Consider the following 19685-nt stretch of genomic DNA (forward strand, 5'->3'; position numbering starts at 1 on the left):
GCGTTAGAACGATTCCTTCTAAAAAGGAATCGCTCTAACGCAAAACTCGACTTTATTCGTGCTAATTCGGGCGGTGACAGGCACTCGCGAACTCACCTCTACCCCAGAAACACTGCCCCATACGCCAGTGCCCCGACAATCACAAACGCCGGATGCACTTGCATCTTCTCCATCAGTACAAAACTAGCCACAATCAGAAAGATCGTTTGAACCAGCCCCGCACCTTCATACGAACTAGCAAAGAACTGAAATGCCATCACGCCAAGCAAGATCGCAATCGTCGGGCGAATGAGGGCCGTCATTTTCTTCACTTTTGGTGAGTTCTTAAACCGATTTAATAAACTTAGTAAGACAATCATCAGAACGAGCGAAGGTGCCACTGTCGCAAACACACCAACAAATGCGCCAAGAACCCCTCCCTGCTGAAACCCTATGTAACCTGCCATTTTCGTCGCAATTGGTCCAGGTAGCGCATTGGCCATCGCTAGCATTTCACTAAATTCATTCACACTCATCCAGCCGAACCGACCAACAACTTCATTTTCTACAAGCGGGATAGACGCAGGTCCGCCTCCGTAACCAACAATTCCAGGTATGAAAAACGCCACAAAGATATCCCAGTAAATCATGAGGACGGCCCCTTTCTCACCTGATCATCATCGGACTTCCCAGCATTACGAGTCGGCTTAAGCAACGCATAAAGCAGCAAACATCCTATTACAATCCCCGGATGTATCCCCGCAATTTCAATAAATAAAAAGGAAGCAACCGTCAACGCAATTGTTAAAATCCACCCTAAGTTGCCCTGTGCTTTTCTGAAAAAATCATACGTTAACACGGCTAGCATAACACCAACCACTGGAACAACGGCCTGCGTCATCCCCTGTACCCATGCTTTTTCTCGAAACGTGGATAGAAACGTTAGTAAGAAAATCATAATTGCGATCGTCGGCACAATCGTTGCCAGCACAGCATTCAGCATCCCCGTAATTCCTGCCACTCGATGGCCAATATACCCCGCCATTTTCGTCGCAATTGGTCCTGGAAGTGAATTCCCCAATGCCAAAACATCTGCAAATTCATCATCGTTCATCCATTTGTATTTCTCAACTACCTCTTTATGTACCAGTGGAATAGAAGAAGGTCCTCCTCCGTACCCAAGCATTCCCACTCTAAAAAAAGCGAGAAAAAGATGCCACTGTTGCATGACCCACCACCTTCCGAAACCTCCCGCCCCTTTTAATAAGCGGCGATCGTTCCGTCTGTTCTTGATTCTGTGCCTCCAAATAAGGTCCCTGACTGCTGATCACGCCAGATAATTTGTCCGCGGCCGAACGCACCCTTTTCCAACTGAACTTCGATTTGATGACCTTTTCGGCTAAGCGCCTCGGCAAGATGAGGCGGGAAAGTCGACTCCACCCACACGCGCTTCCCTTCAACCCACTGCCACCTCGGCGCATCAAGGGCAGACTGCGGATTTAAATGAAAATCAATTAGATTCGTAATCACCTGTAAATGCCCCTGCGGCTGCATAAAGCCTCCCATCACGCCAAACGGGCCAACCGCGTTACCATCTTTACTGAGAAATCCAGGAATGATCGTGTGATACGTCCGCTTTCCACCTTTTAGCGCATTGTCATGCTCAGGATCCATTGAAAAATTATGCCCGCGATTTTGGAGCGCAATCCCGGTGCCAGGCACCACGAGTCCTGAACCAAAGCCCATATAATTACTCTGAATAAACGAGACCATGTTTCCTTCATCATCAGCCGTCGCTAAATAGACGGTACCGTCTTTTGGAGGCTGGCCAGGAGAGGGCAAAAACGCTTCATCACCAATTAACTGACGGCGACTTTCACCGTAAGCAGGCGAGAGCAAACCCTGAACCGCGACTGACATTTCCTGCGCGTCAGTAATGTACTTCTGTCCATCCGCAAAAGCGAGCTTCATCGCTTCAATTTGCTTATGATAGGTATCGACGGAATCTTTATGATCAAAATCAAACCCATTTACGATATTCAGCGCAGACAACGCAATCAGTCCTTGCCCATTCGGCGGGATCTCCCAAACGTCATATCCGCGATACTGAACCGAAATCGGATCGACCCACTCAGGTGCAAACCCCGAAAGATCTTCCTTCGTCAAATACCCATTATACGCTTTCGAAAAAGCATCAATCTTATCTGCAATTTCTCCCTTATAAAAAGAAGCGGCATCGGTTTCTGCGATTTGCCTTAACGTCTCCGCGTGACCCATCGACTTCCAAACCTCGCCTACTTCAGGCGGACGACCGTCCGGTGCAAACGTTTCAAACCAGTGCTGAAACTCTTCTTTCTTTAACTCTTTTTCAAAATGCGCATAAGCATTCTTCCAAAACTTACTTAAAATCGGAGAAACCGGAAAACCTTCCTCAGCATAGTGAATCGCCGGCGCAAGCGCCTCTTTTAAGGAAAGTTTCCCAAATCGTTTCGACAAAGCAGCCCACGATGCCGGAACGCCTGGCACAGTAACAGGAATCCAACCGTATTTCGGAATTTCATTATACCCACGTTCTTTGACTGAATCAATGGAGATCGATTGTGGCGAAGGTCCACTTCCATTCAAACCGTGCAATTCACCCTTCGTCCAAACAAGAGCAAACGCATCTCCGCCGATCCCGTTCGACGTCGGCTCCACTACCGTCAATACTGCCGCAGTCGCAATCGCCGCATCAATCGCATTCCCTCCCTTTTTCAACAGATCTAGTCCTGCCTGTGCCGCTAGCGGCTGGGATGTTGCTACCATTCCTTTGTTCGCTACTGTTGTCATGCGCTGAGAAGCATAGGGATAATGTAAGTAGTCAGTTGTCATTGTTATAAAAGCTCCTTTCGATTTATGTAGAGATGAATAAGCTAAGCACTATTTCCGAATCTCAAAAAATCCATAAAAAAAGAAACCTCTTCATACCTCAGAGATTTTCCCATTATATAGGAAGCTCCCTTGGATGAAAAGGTTTTCTTTAGAATATTTTTATTTTTCGGTCATTTATCAAATTCTTCTCCACAAACGAGACAGCTCACCCAAACGCACTCCCAGGATGATACTCTCCTAGATCCAACTCATTCCTCTCCCCAAGCACCAACCGCGCAAGCTCAGCGCCAAGAAACGGTCCACTCGTTAATCCCGAAGCTCCAAGACCATTCGCCACCAGCAGTCCTCTCACGCTAGGAACCGCTCCTGCAATCGGAACATTCCCTGGCGTAAACGGCCTGAAGCCTACCTTCGTCTCCACATACGTACTATCCGATAGACCCGGAGCTACTTTCAACGCACGATCAATAATATGCTGAACCCCCCCCATTGTAACGCGCAGATCAAAGCCAGCCTGGTCTTCCTGTGTGGACCCGACGACAATTCGCCCATTTTCAAATGGTAGGAAATACTGAATAAAAGGTGGCATGACAATTGGCCATTTTCCTGTATCCGTTTCAGGCAGATCGAGATGCACAATCTGGGCTTTTTGAGGTGAAACGAGGAACTTCATCCCAAGTGGCTGAAGCAGTTCACGCGCCCAAGCACCTCCAGTGACAATCACATTGTTCGCAAAATAGTTCTCGCCATTCACCTCGACTCCGTTGACCTTCGCATCACCCCATAAAAGTGAGGCATCCCCATGAATCACCTTCGCACCGTGATTTTTTGCTCCTCGAATGAGTGCATTTCGTAAAGCTCCGCCATTTACACGTGCTGCCCCACTCACATGAACAGCGGCGTAATGATCTGAAAGCGGAGGAAACAGCGCATTTGTTTCAGCAGCTGAAAGCCGTGACACCTCTCCCATTTCAGGCGTATCCTTCCGTCGCTCCATCGCAAGCGCAAGCTTTCTCTCAAGCTTCGCCTCACCTGAATAAATGTTAATCGCGCCAACGCGAGCGTAGCCCGTATCTATTTCGCCATCTTTTCTCAACTCTTCAATTAATTCCGGATAATAACGCGCCCCAGCTTCAACGAGACGATAGAAAGCCCCTCCACGTCGATTCGTTAGCCATGGACATACAATCCCAGCCGCCGCTTCTGTCGCCTGTCCTGCATCTTTCCGATCAACGAGCATCACATCCGCTCCCTGCTTAGCCAGATGATAAGCCGTTGACGCTCCTAAAATACCAGATCCAATTACAATCATTGATTTCATATCTTACACCTTTTCGTCGTTTGTCTGATTAGGTATTTTACAGGAATGTCGGAGGAGACTCAAACATGGCATAACTTGTGATCAAACAAACTTCATGACAAACTGAAGAAAAGGAAAGACTGTAGACGTATCCTGCTATTCTCACCTTTAATCAAACGTTTGTTTAAGAAGGAGGAGTCCCAAATGAATTTCAAAAAAATCATTGATCTCTCGATTCCAGTTAATAACGATACGCCTGTTTTCCCAGGTGATCCGAAACCGAACATCTATCCTGTAGCGGAGCATGACAAAGACGGATATCAGGTGACCCAAATGAATATCGGCACACATACCGGCACACACCTTGATGCCCCTTTCCACTTCCAGAAAGATGGCGATCCCATCGATCAATCAAGTTTAACGAAGGTGATGGGACCCGGCCACGTCATTGATGTAACAGGCAAAGAGCCAGGCGAACAAATCACATTAAACGATGTAGCACACCAAATCGATAGCATCGTTCCAGGAACGATCGCTCTTTTCCATACAGGTTGGTCTAAACATATAGGAACACAGACTTATTTTAACTACCCTTACCTATCCGTCGACATTATTAATACACTACTAGAAAAAGGCGTCACCACTTTCTTTGTTGATGCGCTTAATGTTGATCAACCAGGTGGTTCAACATTTCCAGTTCATGAAGCCATAACCTCCAACAACGGTATTATCGGAGAGAATTTATGTAACCTCGACCAGATCGATTTTGAAAATCCGCTCATCATTGCGCTGCCGTTAAAACTTGAAGGATTGGATGGATCACCTGTGAGGGCAGTTGCGGTGGAAATGGAATAGAAATCTTCCTTTACTTCGATTTCAACATCCACTTATCAACATTTTAGGTACCAACACAAACCAACTCGATCAATAAAGCATCTACTAGTAGTAATTCATTTTATAGGAGGTGCTTTATTGAATTTAGACGAGGTTAAAAAACCGTATGATCTTATTGTGAGTTTGGGTAGTTCATGCAGTCCTGCAGGTCATCTTAGAAGAAATCACTTAAGGAAATTTTCAATGCCTTTTGACTGGATTGTTACTCCGAAACTATCTGACATTAATCGAGTGATTCAAAATCAGTTTAAGGATTTCATGTTACTAGAAAATTTACAACGCATAGATGGACAAGCAAACTTCCTCGACGATAACGAAGTTGCTCAAAATTCAAAAGCTTATTTTGTTCAAGATACGCATAATAATATGCTGTCTGTTCATGATTTCCCCATTCTTCCTAATAAAGAATGGAGCGATACCTATCCGGCCTATCGACAGAAGCTAGAGCGACGGATTGAACGATTTCTTCTGCAATTACAACAGGCTTCCTCCATTCTATTTATCAGATGGTCTGGTAACTATGCAGAAGCGATCGAAATGCAACAAACGTTAAAAAAATGCGTCAACGGATCATTTCATATTCTCTTGCTGACCCCTGATCCAAACCTCGAAATCGTTCAGGATACACACGTTCCAATGGAGGATATTTGTATTCTAAAAGTCCCTAACCAACCAGATAACACGTTAATGTGGGACAAGATATTAGATGGCATCTTATTAAAGCCATAACTTATTCTCGCAATAGGTCGATCATACACAAACAGAGCCCTTCTCTCCCCGAGAGCGGGCTCTGTTTCATTCGACAAATAATTGCACAGTTCGGGCGGTGACAGGCACCTCTTAATTTAAATCGAACTCCTCAGCAATCTCCGCCATATGATAAGGCATCACTTCATCGTTCATAACGTTTTTAGCGTTCTTGAAGCGAGTGGGGTTTACTTTACGAACCTTCTCCGCACCCTTTCTATCGTTTAATTCTCGATTCGCTTCATAACCTACATACGAAGGATATCGTGGCACTTCGATATCATCTTCACTTCTCATAGTCGTTTTAGAAGCCTTCCCTCTCCATTGATCCGTTAAGTCAATTGCTGCATCCGCTCCTTTAAGAATGGCTTTTCTAGTTCCTCTTCTTGCTCTCGTAGAAAAAGTAAGCAATAGGAGAGCAGCAGTCACTAAACTCCAAAAACCGTTTCTTTTCTTCCACATCACTAAGAACCTCCCAACAAATGGTATACCTACCTAATTATTTTGCTACAAATACCATTACATTATTCCCCTATCTACCGATCACATCCTAATCGTTTCTACCCCCAAATAAAAAGAGAGCCTCGATCAAACCGAGGCTCTCAAAATCATTCTATGAAATAAAATTCTTCCAAACATTAGATGGAGAATTCTCTCCATTAAGTATAAATATTTAAGTTCCCTGACGAACCTTCAATCTTACAAGATGCTTCTCCAACACTTTATTCACTTCCGGAGACTTCTCAAGCGCTACCGAATGACCCGCTCTACCTATAACCTCGCATCGTCCATTCTCAACTGCTTTCGCAATGTTCTCGGACAGTTTAATCGTATACGCATGATCTTGCTCGCCTGCAACAGCAAGAACCGGCACGGTTACGCCTTCCAGCTCCTCAAGCACACTCTTTCGATGAATAACCTGGTGAGCCGCATCCCCTATGGATGGCTCAAGTTTTTTCATATAATCTCTCCAGTAGGTACGCTCTCTTTCGAATTCCATCGACCCAAGCGATGCATCACCAAACATGATGTACATCAGCGTATCCACAACTTCCTCCGCCCCATTCTTCTGAAGCTGTGTAACAAGCGGCTGGAACTCCTCTTTCTTGTACTCTGCTTCACCAGAGCTTCCAAGAACAACGCACGAATGAAGAAGATCCGGCCTTCTAGCCGCAAGTCTTAGAGCTATGAAACCACCCATCGAATTACCGATAAAATGACACTTCTCAATCCCAAGACTTTCAATCAACGCAGCAGCATCATTTGTAAGCGTATCCATATCGAGGTTTGCTAAAGAAGACCTCCCGCTATTCCCTTGACCGCGGTGGTCATAGCAAATGACTCTATAGTCTTTTGAAAAATGCTCCACCTGATGTTGAAACATATCTGAGTTAAAAAATAACGAATGACTAAAAACCAAAACCGGTGCATCCTTTGGACCATAATCTTCATAATAGAGCGGTGTTTCGTTCACTTCGATAAACGACACGGTAAACCATCTCCTTTAATATGAATTTTGTTATGGTATAACTCCTACAAAGTTCGCTACTAAACAGCATATCCCTCTTTTATAACTGCCTAATATCAAAACAATAGTGAAGAGAGAAACATTCGACAAATTCTTTCATATATCGGGCAGTGACAGGCACCGTCCTCCACACCACGACCAAAGACACAATTCCACTAAATCTCATTGACCACGCTTCCATAAAAAGGTACCTTTAATATGACACTTATCCTTGCTGTCGTTTATTTTGTATCATACAAGGAGGCTACCGTATGGCAATTTATTCTGAACGAGAAACTTGGAGCACCGCTCAAATGCACGCCCATCAATTAGAAGGATTAAAACGAACAATCAGACACGCCTACCAGAACATCCCTTTCTACCACGAGACTTTCAAGAACATACATATAACCCCAGATGATATCCAGTCACTCGACGACCTGCAACGACTTCCATTTACAAAGAAACATCACCTAAGAGAAAATTACCCTTTCAAGATGCTCGCCTGTCCTATGGACGAAGTTGTCCGCATCCATGCTTCATCTGGGACGAGCGGTAAACCAACCGTAATCGCCTATACAAACAATGATATTCAAAATTGGGCTGATATTGTTGCAAGATCGATCACACTCGCAGGTGGACAAAAGGGAGACATCCTTCATAACGCCTACGGATATGGACTGTTCACGGGTGGTCTCGGTCTCCATGCAGGATCAGAGCGACTTGGCTGCGCAACAGTCCCGATATCAGGCGGAAATACAGCTAATCAAATTACCCTAATTCAAGATTTTAAGCCCAGAATTATTTGCTCCACTCCATCCTATCTCCTCAACATTGGAGAAGCGATGATGATGCAAGGCATTGATCCAGCTTCAACCTCATTACAATTCGCCATTCTTGGCGCTGAGCCTTGGTCGGAAGAAATGAGATTTCAGATCGAAAAATTATTTCACCTGAAAGCAACGGACATTTATGGATTAAGTGAAGTAATGGGACCGGGCATTGCAATGGAATGTGCAGAATGTCAGAATGGCCTCCACATCGCAGACGATCATTTTATCGCTGAAATCATTAACCCTGATACTCTCGATCAAGTCGACGAGGGACAATACGGCGAACTGGTTTTCACTAGCCTTACAAAAGAAGCTCTTCCAATAATAAGATACCGAACAGGCGACATTGCATCCATTACGAGAGAAAAGTGTCTTTGCGGCAGAACAACCACAAGAATGAGCCGTGTAAAAGGACGTATTGATGATATGCTCATTATCAGAGGAGTTAACGTTTTTCCTTCTGAAATCGAACGGTATATTTGTAATCTAGAAGAACTCGTCCCGCACTATCAAATCCACTTGCAGAAAAAAGGCCACTTAGATCACGTAACCTTGCATGTCGAAGTAGAGCAGGAGTTTTATAAAAAGCTAGAAATGAATTTTAACCATCCTATGGCGGTGAAGCTTGTTGAGAGTCTTGGAAAAACTCTTAAAATCAAAACGCTTATATCAGTGGATATCCAATTGAAAGAGCCACACTCAATACCTCGCTCCGAAGGAAAAGCAAAGCGAGTGCTAGATGCCCGTACAAAAATTATTCCTAAAACTTCTATCCATTAATTCAAAACAGGCTGACAATTCCTCTCGTCAGCCTGTTCGACATTTAGCGACATAGTTCGGGTGGTGACAGGCACCGCGCAACCGCGCACCAACATACCACCTACCCCCTAAATAACCGCCCGCTCACCCTCTACCTCAACCACTCGCTTCGTTTCATTCGCTTCCAGTGCAGCTAGAATCACCTGCAACGATTTCATTCCTTCTTCACCACTGACGGCTGGTACAGTATCGTTCGCAATGCAATCCACGAAATTCTCAACCACGTGCGTCGTTTGCTGTCCCCCCGCTTCATTCGTTTGGATTTTCTGAAGCTCATAATTCACGACATCACCGTTTTTGTACTGAACAACCAGTGAATGCTCCGGATCATCCTCTAGGCGAAGCACCGCATTTTCCCCATAGATTATGGTTGAATTATCACCGCCAGAAACGTAAGACCAGCTTGCTGTGAGTGTGCCAATCACTCCCGTCTCCATTTTAAGAATGCACACCGCGTTATCATCCACATCCGTGTTATCCTTCGCCTTCGTTTCTACAAACGCGCCTACCTCCACAATTTCTCCAAGCAAATAGCGCATGAGATCTGATTTATGTACGCCAAGGTCTCCCATCGCTCCGATAAACGCTCGCTCTTTATCGAAGAACCAGCTACCCGCTCCATCAATACTCCACCGTTCAGGTCCAGGATGACCAAACGTGGTGCGGAAGCTGTAGATCTTTCCAATCTCGCCGCCTTGGATCAATTCCTTCGCTTTCACGTGTGACGCGACGAATCGCTGATTATGAGCAATCATTAGCTTTTTGCCATTTATCTCCGCAGCTTCATTCATTGCTTTCGCTTCCTCAATTGAAGTCGCCATCGGCTTCTCACAGAGAACGTGCTTCCCTGCTTTCAAGGCCGCAATCGATACAGGTGCGTGCAACGCGTTTGGTAAACAAACGCTCACCGCATCAATTTCATCATCTTCAAGTAACGTGAGATAATCAGTATATGCCGTGCCGCCATACAAACTAACCATCTCCTCTGCGCGCTCTTTCACCACATCACAAACCGCTACAATTTCCACATTTTCCTCTGCATTGTACTCTGGCAAATGACGCCGTCTCGCAATACTTCCACAACCGATAACCGCTACTTTCAATTTTTTCATTCCCTATCCCTCCATCGTCTCAGATAAACTGTCACTTGGCATTGCATCAGGTTGCTTGCACTTACTCGTCATCTCATAATGCTTACCTTTCACTGAGGATTCATGTATACCATGCATCGTTTCTAGTACATGATAAGCAAGTTCACCATTTGCCCGTGGTTTCCGCTCTTCTCGTAAAGCGTTCACCATGTCCACCACACCAAGCCCACGGCTATTTTCAATCGATCCATGCGTAAGGGAAACTTCCTTCCATTCAACTTCTCCCGCATTTCTTACTAGTACCGGACCGCCGAACGTATTCGGATCAGGTACACTTAACGACCCATTCGTACCGTAGATTTCTAGAAAAGGAGTTTTCGCTCCCCATACATCAAAGCTCGTGATGATCGTACCGATCGCACCATTTTCAAAATCCAAAATGCCTGCAACGTGCGTCGGCGTTTCAACCTTAATCGTCTGTCCAGACTTCGGTTCGCTTGTAATCATCCGTTCAGGCGAGGTGATCCTTGTCGATCCAGTCAGTCGACGAATCGGGCCAATTAAATGAATGAGAGCAGTTAAGTAATAAGGACCCATATCAAACATCGGCCCCGCTCCCTCTCGATAGAAAAAGGCTGGATCAGGGTGCCAGCTTTCCGGTCCGTGACCCATCATGAAGGCGGTCGCAGCAACCGGTTCCCCGATTGCGCCATCCTCGATTAGTTTCTTGCACGTCTGAAGTCCACCACCGAGAAATGTATCAGGTGCAACACTTACTAAAAGACCTTTTTCCTTCGCCTTCGCTAGCACCTTTTGCCCGTCTTCAAGCTTTATCGCTAGCGGTTTCTCAGAATACACATGCTTTCCTGCTTCTAATATGCGTAAACTAACTTCCGCATGTGCCGCAGGAATCGTTAAATTAAGAACGAGTTCTATGGTCGGATCTCCCAAAAGGACATCCACATCCAGAACACGAGCAATCTCATATTTCTCTGCTTTCTCAACTGCTTTTTCGTGATTCAAATCAGCTACTGCAACCACTTCAAGATTCGCATACTCGCGAAGATTCGTTAAATAAATGTCGCTAATGTTGCCACAGCCGATGACACCAATTTTCATTTTCTCCATAATCTCCCACTCCTTTCCAGGTTCCCTAACCTTTCACTGCACCACCCGTTAGTCCTTTTACTACTTTTTCTTGTGAGAACAGGTACACAACGAGCATTGGAAGACTCGCAAGTGTTAATGCCGCCATCAAACCAGGGACATTTACTGAAAACTCTCCATAGAAATCTTGCAATCCTAATGGTAGGGTCATGTTCTCAGGGCTAGATACGAGAACGAGCGCAAAGATAAATTCATTCCACAAATGAATAAAATTATAGATAAAAACCGTCATAAGAGCCGGCGTTAACATCGGCAGAATTATGCGCCAAAAAATACCGAAATGAGAACAACCATCAATCTTAGCAGCTTCTTCTAATGACTTCGGAATTTCTTGCATAAATTGCGTTAAAATAAAGATCGAAATCGGTAAACTGAAAGCAATATAAGGTCCAAGTAAAGCTAGCAATGAATCATACAACCCCATATTTTGAGACAGCTTAAAGATCGGGATAAGCGTGGCATGAATTGGTAGCATCATTCCTGATATGAAAAGAAGAAATAAACCACGGTTAAACTTGAAATTCATTCTACTTAATGGATAACTTGCTAGAGCAGCAATTAACATAACCGCCACAACTGCCACAACCGAAACTAGGATACTGTTTAAAAAATAACGAGTTAGCCCCATCTGGAATACATCCGCGTAGTTACCCCACTCGATCGAGGTGAAAATAGCAAATGGTCTTTCAAAGAAAGTGCTTTGATCTTTTAATGAGGTCGAAATCATATAAACAAATGGATAACCTGTGAAAACCAAAAGCAATAATCCGATTAGATACAAAGGCATCTTCCTGAGTGATTGCACCATTAGAAAGCTCCTTTCTTCTTGCGGTTATAATCAACGATTTGGATCAGTACAGTAACAACGAGCGCAATGAGAAACATTAGAAACGCAATCGCACTTGCATAGCCCATATTGAAGTTAATAAAAGCCTGCTTGAACATATAAGTGCCCATCAGCTCTGTTGCGTGATTCGGTCCACCACCAGTCATAATATAGAAAATATCAAAAGCCTTTAAGGATCCAACAATGGCTAGAATGGATGAACTCACAATGGTTGGCATAAGCAAAGGTAACGTGATGTGGAAGAACTTCTGCCAGGAATTCGCTCCATCGATTTGGGCAGATTCATAGAGTTCCTCTCCTATCCCGACCATAGCTGCCTTAAATAGGATCATATAAAAAGGTGAGAACTGCCAAACGACTACTAATAAGATCGCAATCAACGATGTGTTTTCATCACTAAGCCATGCTACATTTTCAAAGCCAAGTAAATTCACAATCTGATTAATAATCCCGTTGATTGGGTCAAACATATACACCCATAAGAGGCCGATCGCAACCGTAGACATTAAGAATGGAAGAAAATAAACGCTACTAAACAAGCGAATGCCTCGTATAGGCGCAAACAGCATCAGCGCCATGATCATGCCGAGTGGAATTTGGACAAAGACAGACGTCAGAACAACCCATGCATTGTTCGTAAGCGAAGTCCAAAAGACGGCATCGTTAAATAATTGAACGTAATTATCGAGGCCAATAAACGTTTTGTCATTCGTTCCATCCCAGCTGTAGAAGCTATAACCTAATGTCGATAAAATGGGGTAAATCACATAGACAAGATAAACAATAAGGGCTGGCGCTGTGAATAAACCAATCGTGACCGCTTTTCTCATATTGCGCTTCTTCATTCCGTGAGCCACTCTCGCCGTCTCGCTTCTTCTCGCCACTTCAGCTGTTTCCATATGTAAAGCTCTCCCTTCTGTAGATAAGAAAGAGGGGACTCATCCCCTCCTTCACTTATTCAAGAAGCTCTTCTGCCTTGGCTTCCATTTTGTTAGCTGCTTCTTCTGGCGTCATTGATAGACCGAATAGTGCCTGCGTCGTATCTTTATGAAGTTCAGCAAGCTCTGGAGGAAGTGTCTGGTCATAAGGCATTTGAATATGAGAAGCATTCTGAGCTACATCATAGAACTGCTTTACAAATTCATCCTCAGGAACAACATCTTTTACAGCTGACAGCGTTCCCGTGCGATCCGTGAATTTCTGTGCTGTTTCTTTACTCGTTAACGCTTGAATAAACTCAGCTGCTAAATCAGGATTTTTAGATTCTTTTGCAACTGACCAAACCGGTCCAGTGGCACCACCGACTTGCGTTTCATTTCCTTCCCCACCTGAAATCGTCGGGAATACGAAGAATCCAAGTTTATCCTCGAACTGTGGAGCTTCTTCTCTCACGTTATTTAAGAAAGAAATCGTCATATCCATCATCGCAGCTTGCCCGGAGTACATGAGCTGTCGACCGCGGCCTTCATCGTAAGGAATACCGTTAAATCCAGCATTAAATGCATCCATCTTGACGAGATCTTGAATATACTCACCCGCTTCAACATAAGCAGGGTCATCAAAACCGCGTCCTTCGCGATTAAATGCGCTCTCGAATAAATCTGGTCCACCAATTCGACTTGCAAAATTCATTAAATAGTACGCTCCTGGCCATTTCGTTTTATTCGTTAACGCAAGTGGCGTCACATCATTCTTTTTCAGCGTCTTAATCACTTCAGTAAATTCCTCATACGTCTTTGGTTCTTCAAGATCATACTTTTCAAAGATTTCTTTGTTGTAAAAAATCACATCGAGCGATAAACCCAATGGTACACCGTACACCTTTTCATCGAATGTCCCGTTATTTAATGCCATTTCTAAGTAATGATCTTGATCGATATTTTCAGTAATATTTTGCACATTTCCCTGATCAACGAAATGCTTCAACCAGCCGCCACCCCAGCTCTGAAAGATATCTGGTGGATTTCCACCCGACATCGAGACAGCTAATTTCTGCTTGTAAGCATCGTTTGGTGTTTGGAGTAACTTCACCTTCACACCATCATGTTCTTCTTCAAACTGCTTCGCTACTTCCTGAAAAAGCTTTTCCCGTTCACCCGTTTCAATGTGCCAAACTTCAATTACCTTCTCATCCCCGTTGCCAGAATCAGAACTTCCAGATGCTCCCTGGTTCCCCCCACATGCCGCTAACAGCAACAACACCAAAACTGATAATAAAGCCGTTACTTTCTTCATGCTTTACCCCCTAATTTGTAGTAATGACTATATAGCAACTGATCAAGAATGCTTACTAAGGAAATAGTTCATACTCATTTCAATACTTTCGATAGGAGAGCGCTTACATTTATCTTGTTCAACAATCCACCAGTCAACGTTAGACACATCGCCTTGATTGAGGACTCCATTAAGGTCAACCCCTCCTGTGCCGAGCTCAGCGAAGAATTGCTCCCCATCCGTGGTCATGTCTTTCAAATGAACAAGAGGCGTGCGATCTTGATATCGCTTCATCCACTCTACCGGATTTTCCCCAGCCCGAGTGAGCCAATAAATATCAAACTCCGCCTTCACCCACTCTGGATTCGTTTCATCTAAAATGGTCTCAAGCGCCGTTTTACCATTCGACAGCCTCTCTAATTCAAAATCATGATTGTGATAACATAACGTGATCCCTTCTTTCGAGCACTCTTGTCCAATGTCATTCAAGCTTCGAATGACCTCCGAATATCCTTCCTCTGTTCGCATTTCAGGTGCAAGAAACGGACAAACAAGCTTGGTACTTCCAATTTCATGCTGATACGCTATCACACTACTTAAATCTTCCAATAGTTTATCGAGAGGAATGTGGCTAGAAGCTGCCATTAATCCAAGGTCATCCATTACTTTCTTCAAATCCTTTGCAGACATATCGTAATACCCTGCGAACTCCACACCTTGATAACCGATGTCCGAAACCTTTTTCAAAGTACCAATAAAGTCCTTTTCACTTTCCTCTCGTAACGTATACATCTGTACTGCAACAGGTATATTTGCCATTTACTATCTCTCCTTTAATAGTTGATTAGTTTAAATCAGCTGATAGTCCGTTCTTCACCTCCTGGAAATAGTAGACTTCATAAATGTAATGGATTACATTTATGAATATAATTGTTTGCTAAAGGGCTTGTAAATAAAGGTTTCTCCACCTCTTATAAAGTAAACGATTACATTTCAGTGAAACAGAATAGTCATCAAGACTAAACCTGCTTTTTATAACCGCATGACTCTCTGATAATAAGTTTCGTATCAAGCACGTGCTGCTTTTTCGTTAAGGTTTCACCATTAATTTGCTTCAAAAGGAGTTCCATAGATCTTTGTCCCATTTCCATAAAAGGTTGCGCTACTGTCGTAAGCGACGGCTCAAAGATATCTGAGAACTGAATGTTATCAAAACCAACAAATGCAATGTCTTCCGGTACTCTAAGCCCGTGAGCTTTTACCGCTTTAACGGCCCCCATCGCCATGCTATCATTTGCAGCAAATATAGCTGTAGGAGGGTTTTCCAATGCAAGAAACTTATTCATCTGATTGTAACCAGAATCGTACTTATGATCTCCCTCTTGAATAAGTACACCATCGACTCCTATGCCGTGCTCAAGAAGCGCCTGTCGATAACCTTTTAATCGATCCCGACTTAACGAAATATCTAACGGACCTGTAATCATTCCAACTCGTTGATGTCCAAGCTGCAGTAAATGCTCCACAGCATTACGTGCACTGCTAATATTATCAATGGCTACAGTAGGAACGTTGAGACCTGCAATAAAGTCAGATGTAAGCACAACAGGATATTTGTCAGCAATGTCGGTAATAACGTTGTTATCCAACCTCGTTGTTAATAATATCACCCCATCTACCTGTTTCTGCTTCAACTCTTCAAGATAACTGTAAGCTTTATCCGGATCTTGATAGGTATTTCCAAGAAGCACTTTGTAACCCGATTGATGGGCGATCAAGTCAATTCCGGCAATCATTTGCGGAAAAACATTATTCTCAATAGAAGGAACCATCACGAGGATTGTCTTTGTTTCAGTCCTTCTAAAATAACGAGCCAGAACATTTGGCTGATAGTTTAATTCTTCAATTGCCTGAAGCACTTTCGTTCGCGTCTTTTCTTTTACAGCATCAGGATTTTGAATTACCCTGGACACAGTAGCTGTTGATACATTCGCAAGCTTTGCTACATCTGTCATATTCGCCATTTCAATTATCTCCCTAGTGTTTAAAATAGTATCTTTATTTTAAACTATAAATGGCTGATAGTGAGAATTCAAGCAAAATGTAATGGATTACATTTAGTGAACCGATTATCTATTTCCTGCAACTGATGCTCATTATAGAGAATAAATAGGCAAACTTCAATAGATTTCAGAAAATTTATTTAATTAAATTAATTAGAATGCACTTACGATACTTAGATCCCCCTCTCCTCGGATCTAAAATTCATTCTAAACAAATCCACAAAAAAGAGCCCAACGTAACCTAACCATTGGACTCTCAAAATTAATGTGACCTTAACGTTGCGAGAAGTTTGCCACCTACTTGATTAACAATAGGGTATTTTTTATACCTTCTCCACATTGTGGAGACAGCATCGCTGCTCTTCAACACTTCTTTGAGCGTTTTTCTTCTTGTTACTTCTTTCTCTTTTTTCTTAATTTCAGAAAAGATCCTTGAGCTGTTACCATCATCAATATAGTTAAAGTACTCAAATCGCTTGCTGCTAATTTCAGGTTTTTCAGCGAAATTCGTGCTCGCATACTCTTCGAATTTTGAAACTAACGCTGCGGAAGAGTATGCGACATCTCCAAATAATTCTTTGTTAAGATCCATATAACTTCCCTGCAATTCATTATACTTACTCAAATCAAAATGGAAAAATAGCACTGGCTTCTTTTGATAATACATTTCCCAGGCGACACTGGAATAATCCGTAATTAACATACTGGAGCGCATCAGGAGATCATTAATCTTTTCCTCACCGAATTGAATGACTCTTACATGCTCATTTTCACTAGTAAAATGGGCGACATAGGGCATGAATTTAGGATGAACATAGAAATTGAGAAGCAAATTATTTTTCCTTAGCGTGTCATGTAGCTCATTAGAGTTTAGCAGAGCATTATAAGCTTTATAGTAATCGGATAGCACAAATTCGCCTTCTTCTACTTCATCAAGCCAATTCCGCCAGGTCGGCATAAGAAAGACCTCTTTTTTCCCGCTATCGGTTGGCTCTTGGGAACGGTCTTCTACTACATCCCATCTTGATAAGCCCGTCACAATAATGTTCTTCGCTTTATATCCAAAGTGGTCCATGACGATTTGCTTTTCAAAATCGGAGGACACAACGAATAAATCAGCTGAATTCGCTGAACCAACCTTAAACGTATTTTCTACCTTCTTCAGTCCCAACACACCGTGCTGTAGAAAGACGTAGCGCTTACTATTCACATAATCACGAATCGGTCCACGAGCCACCCTCCAGGCATAACCGTGTCCCTTCGCTTCAGATGAAACAATCACTTTGGAAGATAGGATTAAGAAAAGGTGTTTAATGCTCATGAAATAAACGACTCGTTCCTTATAAGGAATTAAATTGCGTTCATCTTCAGACCCTTTTTTAATAACATAGTAAACCTTCTTACCTTTATGTTCTTCAAAGCAATGTTTAAAGAAGTAATAGGCATTATCTTGCGCTGTTTCTGAATATTTCTCATGAATTAACCAGGTAGGTTTCCAAAACGCATTCCAGTAGAAAAGGATATACAAATAGTACGCAATGTACTCATTCATTTTGTACTTTATGCTCTCATATTCGCCTTTATAGCGATAAGTGATACTAACCCCACCATTAATCGTGATATAGGGATAGATCATGTAGCCATTGGATTGATTTAAAGTGTATTTCCCCATCCGATGTTTCAATTGCTTATGAATAAGTAAATTATCACTAACTACTCTAATTAATCTCGTCTCGTGATTATTTACTTTTACTGAAATAAAAAAGTCCCAATAAAACTGTTCAAATTCAACTTCATTTAATTGAATGCGGAAACTTACTTTTTGTTTATTAGCGGACGTTTCCACCACTTTATGATAAGGTACACTTACTCGTTTACTCTTATCACTACGTAGCCTTAAGACGAGCTCCTCCACTTCGAAGCTTTTTATTCTTTTCATTGAAACCGTAGCCGTCAACTGCAGTTCACCATTTTGTTTAAGATTCAAACGATGAAGAGAAACGTTACCAGGATACTTACTTTTTAAATATTGCTCCTCAGTACTAACGTAAAATGAAAATTCATGATCATTTGTTAAATAAGGTGAAAGATAAAGATCCTCCGTTATAGGAAGATGACCGACATGCCGTTCGAGGTGGTTGAGAGGGTTATTATACTCACCGACTCTTCTTACCTCAACTAGGTTAGCGTGCCGAATTTCAACAAAAAGATCCCAACGGCTTGTGTTAGTAAATAATCCATTGAATTGGCTTATAGACACGCCGATTTCTTCCACTGAACCATGTAAATGACGGGACACCTCCAAATTCACGATCTCATCTCTTTTACGTTTCTTCAAATAAAATTGAATTTCATTCGCATATTCGATGAAATTCGTAGAAACATCAAATAAGATGCTATCGTGCGTAACACGTAAGTTCTGAGCATGAAGCTGCCCCTTCACTATTTTTGTAGATAAAGGTTGCACGATTGGGGTCACTTGACTATTCTCAAAAGTTAACGAATAAACTTCAAGAATATTTCCACGCTTAAAATGAAGTTGAAGCTCACCTTCTCCATTTACAAAGTCATTCGTGTTTTCATTATGCATTGTTACAGATTTATCTTCTGGATGATAAGATGAAGGGATCTTTCGGGAAGTTAAATCATTCGTGTGAACCATTACTGGTGAAGAAGGAAAGTACTGATTGATATGTAGAATGAGACGGTTGTCTTCTTCTTTCATGGAGATGACCTGACTTTGGAAATGAACAACTTCAAAACTAACTTTTTCTAACTCACTTATACTCCCTATATGCAAGGAAAGTTCATTCCGATCCGTAAGATAAGGAATCCAAGAGTTCTCCTCCATTTCAACAATCGGTTTCAAATACCTTTGTGCTCTAGAAGCTATCGGAGCTTGATAGACACCAATCCTCTTTCTATCCATACTTTTACTTCGACCATTTATTATAAAGAAATCCCATTTTCCTGAGCTTAACCCACTGAAATTCTCTTTAAATAAGCTGAAATTAATAAAAGAACCTACTCTTTCTTGTTTAAAATCCGGCCAAATATATTCTTCATTTTTACGATTTATAAGACATAGATTGAGAGATTCTAAATCATGAATTTCTTCATTTTTTATCTGGAAACTTAACATCTCTCCATCCCATCGCACATCGTTTAGTGCAATAGTTCTTTTTTCAACTTGATGACGTTTAACAAGCATATATCTCTTCCTTTGTACCATTAATTTTCCTTTTAATTAGGCAAAAACAGCTATTTATTTTCACACTCAACTAGACGCATCATAGATCTTTATCCATAACAATAGCCTGAACGTAATTTACAATTTCTTTACAAAGAATAAA

17 protein-coding genes are annotated in these 19685 nt (G+C 42.5%); 3 read left to right on the forward strand and 14 right to left on the reverse strand.

All coding sequences use genetic code 11. From position 1 onward, the window contains the following. Positions 1-98: 98 nt before the first annotated feature. The 4 genes from AC0VYH_RS19945 to AC0VYH_RS19960 all read right to left on the reverse strand — a co-directional run bounded on the left by AC0VYH_RS19945 (position 99) and on the right by AC0VYH_RS19960 (position 4171). Positions 99-629, reverse strand: a complete 531-nt coding sequence (locus tag AC0VYH_RS19945) for a chromate transporter (RefSeq protein WP_475372979.1) — start codon at positions 627-629, stop codon at positions 99-101. Beyond that, positions 626-1207, reverse strand: a complete 582-nt coding sequence (locus AC0VYH_RS19950) for a chromate transporter (RefSeq protein ID WP_475372980.1) — start codon at positions 1205-1207, stop codon at positions 626-628. Before AC0VYH_RS19950 ends, AC0VYH_RS19945 begins: the two co-directional genes overlap by 4 nt. A gap of 32 nt (positions 1208-1239) precedes the next feature. Beyond that, a complete protein-coding gene (locus AC0VYH_RS19955; protein WP_475372981.1) occupies positions 1240-2850 on the reverse strand; it encodes a gamma-glutamyltransferase family protein in 1611 nt (536 codons plus the stop codon). A 205-nt stretch (positions 2851-3055) separates the two neighbouring features. Then, entirely contained in the window at positions 3056-4171 is a 1116-nt protein-coding gene (locus tag AC0VYH_RS19960) for an NAD(P)/FAD-dependent oxidoreductase (protein WP_475372982.1), read from the reverse strand. Between the two features lie 183 nt (positions 4172-4354). Here AC0VYH_RS19960 and AC0VYH_RS19965 point away from each other — a divergent pair, with 183 nt between their 5' ends. Together AC0VYH_RS19965 and AC0VYH_RS19970 are read left to right on the forward strand one after the other, a co-directional pair. Continuing rightward, the gene (locus AC0VYH_RS19965; protein WP_475372983.1) at positions 4355-5005 is read left to right on the forward strand and encodes a cyclase family protein; all 651 of its coding nucleotides are present in this window, start codon (positions 4355-4357) and stop codon (positions 5003-5005) included. Positions 5006-5122: 117 nt separating this feature from the next. After that, complete coding sequence (locus AC0VYH_RS19970; protein ID WP_475372984.1) at positions 5123-5773, forward strand: DUF1796 family putative cysteine peptidase; 651 nt, start codon at positions 5123-5125, stop codon at positions 5771-5773. Between the two features lie 111 nt (positions 5774-5884). Here AC0VYH_RS19970 and AC0VYH_RS19975 read toward each other — a convergent pair whose 3' ends face one another. Continuing rightward, positions 5885-6253: a hypothetical protein gene (locus tag AC0VYH_RS19975; RefSeq protein WP_475368057.1), complete on the reverse strand. Its 369-nt coding sequence runs from the start codon at positions 6251-6253 to the stop codon at positions 5885-5887. A gap of 211 nt (positions 6254-6464) precedes the next feature. Next, the gene (locus tag AC0VYH_RS19980; RefSeq protein WP_475372985.1) at positions 6465-7280 is read right to left on the reverse strand and encodes an alpha/beta fold hydrolase; all 816 of its coding nucleotides are present in this window, start codon (positions 7278-7280) and stop codon (positions 6465-6467) included. Positions 7281-7570: 290 nt separating this feature from the next. Here AC0VYH_RS19980 and paaK point away from each other — a divergent pair, with 290 nt between their 5' ends. Further along, entirely contained in the window at positions 7571-8911 is a 1341-nt protein-coding gene (gene paaK / locus AC0VYH_RS19985) for a phenylacetate--CoA ligase PaaK (RefSeq protein ID WP_475372986.1), read from the forward strand. Positions 8912-9018: 107 nt separating this feature from the next. On the opposite strand, the gene AC0VYH_RS19990 is transcribed toward paaK, so the two are convergent. The 8 genes from AC0VYH_RS19990 to AC0VYH_RS20025 form a co-directional block, all read right to left on the reverse strand. Continuing rightward, complete coding sequence (locus AC0VYH_RS19990; protein ID WP_475372987.1) at positions 9019-10062, reverse strand: Gfo/Idh/MocA family protein; 1044 nt, start codon at positions 10060-10062, stop codon at positions 9019-9021. 3 nt (positions 10063-10065) lie between these two features. Continuing rightward, positions 10066-11169, reverse strand: coding sequence for a Gfo/Idh/MocA family protein (locus AC0VYH_RS19995; protein ID WP_475372988.1), 1104 nt, complete (start codon positions 11167-11169; stop codon positions 10066-10068). A 25-nt stretch (positions 11170-11194) separates the two neighbouring features. Continuing rightward, positions 11195-12016, reverse strand: a complete 822-nt coding sequence (locus AC0VYH_RS20000) for a carbohydrate ABC transporter permease (RefSeq protein ID WP_283153465.1) — start codon at positions 12014-12016, stop codon at positions 11195-11197. After that, positions 12016-12954: a carbohydrate ABC transporter permease gene (locus tag AC0VYH_RS20005; RefSeq protein WP_475372989.1), complete on the reverse strand. Its 939-nt coding sequence runs from the start codon at positions 12952-12954 to the stop codon at positions 12016-12018. The genes AC0VYH_RS20000 and AC0VYH_RS20005 overlap by 1 nt, the downstream gene beginning before the upstream one ends. A 55-nt stretch (positions 12955-13009) precedes the next feature. Beyond that, positions 13010-14290, reverse strand: a complete 1281-nt coding sequence (locus tag AC0VYH_RS20010) for an extracellular solute-binding protein (RefSeq protein ID WP_475372990.1) — start codon at positions 14288-14290, stop codon at positions 13010-13012. A 42-nt stretch (positions 14291-14332) separates the two neighbouring features. Beyond that, complete coding sequence (locus AC0VYH_RS20015) at positions 14333-15088, reverse strand: sugar phosphate isomerase/epimerase family protein (RefSeq protein WP_475368064.1); 756 nt, start codon at positions 15086-15088, stop codon at positions 14333-14335. A 200-nt stretch (positions 15089-15288) separates the two neighbouring features. Then, entirely contained in the window at positions 15289-16293 is a 1005-nt protein-coding gene (locus AC0VYH_RS20020; protein ID WP_475372991.1) for a LacI family DNA-binding transcriptional regulator, read from the reverse strand. Between the two features lie 301 nt (positions 16294-16594). Further along, positions 16595-19543, reverse strand: coding sequence for a CDP-glycerol glycerophosphotransferase family protein (locus AC0VYH_RS20025; RefSeq protein WP_475365991.1), 2949 nt, complete (start codon positions 19541-19543; stop codon positions 16595-16597). Positions 19544-19685 lie beyond the last annotated feature (142 nt).

The sequence above is a fragment of the Anaerobacillus sp. QJM3NY_32 genome (genome assembly GCF_056173645.1).